General features: G+C 73.6%; 4 protein-coding genes. 2 read left to right on the top strand and 2 right to left on the bottom strand.

Annotation, left to right across the window (positions count from 1 at the left end; all coding sequences use genetic code 11):
• Positions 1-103: 103 nt before the first annotated feature.
• Together VBO01S_RS31135 and VBO01S_RS31130 are read right to left on the bottom strand one after the other, a co-directional pair.
• On the bottom strand, positions 104-904 hold the full coding sequence (locus VBO01S_RS31135) for a dioxygenase family protein (RefSeq protein WP_062483001.1): 801 nt from the start codon (positions 902-904) through the stop codon (positions 104-106).
• The gene (locus VBO01S_RS31130; protein WP_062482999.1) at positions 894-1,166 is read right to left on the bottom strand and encodes a hypothetical protein; all 273 of its coding nucleotides are present in this window, start codon (positions 1,164-1,166) and stop codon (positions 894-896) included. Before VBO01S_RS31130 ends, VBO01S_RS31135 begins: the two co-directional genes overlap by 11 nt.
• 157 nt (positions 1,167-1,323) lie before the next feature.
• On the opposite strand from VBO01S_RS31130, the gene VBO01S_RS31125 reads away from it, so the two are divergent.
• Together VBO01S_RS31125 and VBO01S_RS31120 are read left to right on the top strand one after the other, a co-directional pair.
• The gene (locus VBO01S_RS31125) at positions 1,324-2,907 is read left to right on the top strand and encodes an ATP-binding protein (protein ID WP_062482996.1); all 1,584 of its coding nucleotides are present in this window, start codon (positions 1,324-1,326) and stop codon (positions 2,905-2,907) included.
• On the top strand, positions 2,904-3,280 hold a 377-nt coding region (locus VBO01S_RS31120), incomplete at its 3' end, for a response regulator (protein WP_157627542.1). The genes VBO01S_RS31125 and VBO01S_RS31120, both read left to right, overlap by 4 nt.

The following is a 3,280-nucleotide window of genomic DNA, read 5'->3' as shown; positions in this document are numbered from 1 at the left end:
GGCTGCACAAGGCCAGGCCGCCCGCGCAGGCGTGGGCCAGCGCGCGCGGCGTGACCCGCCCATCGGCGGGCGCAACGAACGGGAGCGGCATGCGCAGCACCGCTCAGCCTTCCGTGCGCGGCGGCACCAGCGCGCGGATGCGGGCAAGGCCCTCGGGCGTGCGCGGCCGCATCGGCCGCACGCCGCCCGCTGGCATGGGCCCCTTGCCGAGCGACGGCGGGCGCTCGGTCACCGGGCGCGCGGTGGGGTCGACCACCAGCGTGAGCAGCGCAACATAGCGCCGGCCCTCCTCGCGCACCGCGCCCAGCACCGTGTCGCCGGCCCGCAGCGCGATGCCGTCGGCGCTGTTGAGCGTGTCGCGCAGCCGCGCGCGCTGGTAGCTGGAGACCTGCGTGTAGAGGAACTCGCTGAGCGCATCGGGCAGGAAGAACTGCGTCGTGAGCACGGCGCGCTCGCGGTGGTGCACCTTGACGTGGATGTGCGTGGTGCGCCCCGCGTACCAGCCCGGGTAGAGCGTGGCGAACACGGCCTGGCCGTCGCGGTCGGTGCGCTGGCTGCCGCGCAGGAAGGCCTGGCCTTCGAAGCCGCGCGTGCGGTCGTCGCCCTGCCCGCCGAAGCCGGAGTAGTTGCCCTGCGCGTCGCAGTGCCACAGGTCGGTGCGCAGGCCGCGCAGCGGCCGCCCGGCGGCATCGAGCACGCGCAGGCGCACATCGAGCGGCACGCCCTCGCGGCCGTCGGTCAGGTCGGTGCGGAAATTCGCGAGGTCCAGGTAGTACGGGCCCTCGGTGGTCTGGGCGGTCAGCGGGAGCCTCTGCGGTGCGGCAGCCGCTGGTGCTGACGCTGCCAGACCCGTCGCGCCGATCGCGGCCAGCAGGCCCCGGCGCCCGATCGCTTCACCGGCCATGGGCCACCTCCCGCGTCTTCGCCGGAGCCTGCGCGCCCGAAGCCCGGGCCTCGGCCCAGACCACGAACAGCGTCCACACATGCGCGACGCCCCAGAACAGCGCCGCCAGCAGGAACAGCAGCAGGTCGATGTCGGTGTCGCCCGGGGGCGTGGACGGCGGGGCGGCGTGCCCCGGCGGGGCCCAGGCGAGCGCGGCGACGGCCAGTGCGCGGAAGGCGGAGGTGGGAGGGGCGCGGTGCGTGTCCGGTGTCATGGCGGGCATCGTGCGATCCGAATCGGGAGAAATGTGGGAGAGGCGCGGGAGAGCGCGTCTCCCAGATTCCTCCCCAATCGGGCGCCATGATCGGCGGCTTGCCCATGCCATCCCCGCCCCCGAAACGCATGCCGCAGAATGCGGCCATGCCCCCGCCGCCGAGCCCATGCCGCGCCTGACCCTCTCCCGCAAGATCTTCCTGGCCCTGGCCGCCCTGCTGATCGTGCTGCTGCTGAGCTTCGTGGGCTTCTCGATCGTCGCGCTGCAACGGGGCCTGGGCGCCTACGTGGCCGAGATCGAGATCCGCCGCATGGACTGGCTCTCGCAGCTGCTGCTGAAGCACTACACCGCCAACGGCGACTGGAAGAAACTGCGCGACAACGACGACGCTTGGCACCGCCTGCAGCTGGGCCAGTCGGCGATGGTGATCGACGGCGCCGCCACGCCCGACGACCGGCGGCTGCCGCCCTGGTACGAACGCCGTGCGCTAGGCGCGCCGGGAGACGGCGCGCCGCAGCCAGAACCGTCCAGCGGGCTCTCGCCCACCGCCTCGCCCACGCCGCCGCAGCTCGACCTGCTGCCCCGCCGCTTCCTGATGCCGCCCCCGGGCTTCTTCCCCGGCCTGGCCGGCCCGCCCGACTCGATCTTTCGCCGCCTCGCCGTGCTCGATGCCCACGGCGCGCTCGTGGTCGGCGCGACCATCGACCCGGAGAACGCCGCGCGCCGGCCGATCCGCCACGGGCGCACCGTCGTCGGCTACCTCGCGCTCGCGCCGATGCAGGGCCTGGAGAGTGAGGCCGACCGCGCCTTTCTCGCGCGGCAGTCCGGCGTGATCGCGCTCACCGGGCTGTGCGGCCTGGCCTTTGCGCTGGTGCTGTCGTGGCTGCTGGCGCGCCGCTGGTTCCAGCCGATCGACGCGCTCACGCAGGCCGCGCAGGACGTGGCGCGCGGGCGGCTCTCGACGCGCGTCGCGGTCCACGGCTCGGACGAGCTCGCGCTGCTGGGCAAGACCTTCAACGACATGGCGCAGCGCCTGGACACGGCCGAGGCCTCGCGCCGCGCCTGGCTGGCCGACGCGGCGCACGAGCTGCGCACGCCGCTGGCCGCCATGCGCGCGGAGATCGAGGCGCTGCAGGACGGCGTGCGCAGCTTCGACGAACGCACCGCGCTGCGCATGCACCGGCAGGTGATCCGCCTCGGCCAGCTGGTCGACGACCTGCGCAGCAGCATGCGCGAGCCCCAGAGCGACCTGCTGAAGGCGCCGGTGTACCCGCTGTCGCTGCTGAAGGAGGCGCTCGACCACACGCGCGACCGCTTCGCGCAGCGCGGCATCGCGCTCGACCGCGACGCCCTCGACCGCATCGCCGCCTCGGCCCAGCCGGTGATCGACGGCGACGCGCACCGGCTGCACCAGGTCTTCATGAACCTGCTGGAGAACACGCTGGCCTACACCGACGCCGGCGGCCAGCTGCGCATCGGCGTGAGCGTCGAAGGCGCATGGACCGGCAATTGCCTCACGCTGGTGTTCGACGACAGCGCACCGGGCGTGCCCGAGGAAGAGATTCCGCGCCTCTTCGACCGCCTGTTCCGCGGCGAGACCTCGCGCAGCCGCGCGCTGGGCGGCTCGGGCCTGGGCCTGTCGATCTGCCGCGCGACCCTCGAGGCGCACGGCGGCAGCATCGAGGCGGCGCCTTCGCCGCTGGGCGGGCTGCGCATGACGATCACCCTTCCGCTGGCGGCTTCCACATGACACGCATCGTGATCGTCGAGGACGAACTCGACATCGCCTCCGTGGTGCAGGACTACCTGCGCCACGCCGGCTACGACACCGAACATTTCGCCGACGGGCGGAGCGCACTCGAACGCATCGTCACCGCACCGCCCGACCTCACGCTGCTCGACATCATGCTGCCGCGCCTCGATGGCATCGAGGTGCTGCGCCGCGCGCGGGAGCACACGGCGCATCCGATCATCATGCTCACCGCGCGCATCGAAGAGGTCGACCGCCTGCTCGGACTGGAGCTGGGCGCCGACGATTACGTGTGCAAGCCCTTCTCGCCGCGCGAGCTGGTGGCGCGCGTGCGCGCGGTGCTGCGCCGCACCGCGCCGGCACCGGCCGTGGC

This window comes from Variovorax boronicumulans NBRC 103145 (genome assembly GCF_001591345.1).
In the GTDB taxonomy this organism is placed as follows: Bacteria; Pseudomonadota; Gammaproteobacteria; order Burkholderiales; family Burkholderiaceae_C; genus Variovorax; species Variovorax boronicumulans.
The sequence above is the reverse complement of the archived record's forward strand: the minus strand, read 5'-3'. Positions and strand labels throughout refer to the sequence as shown.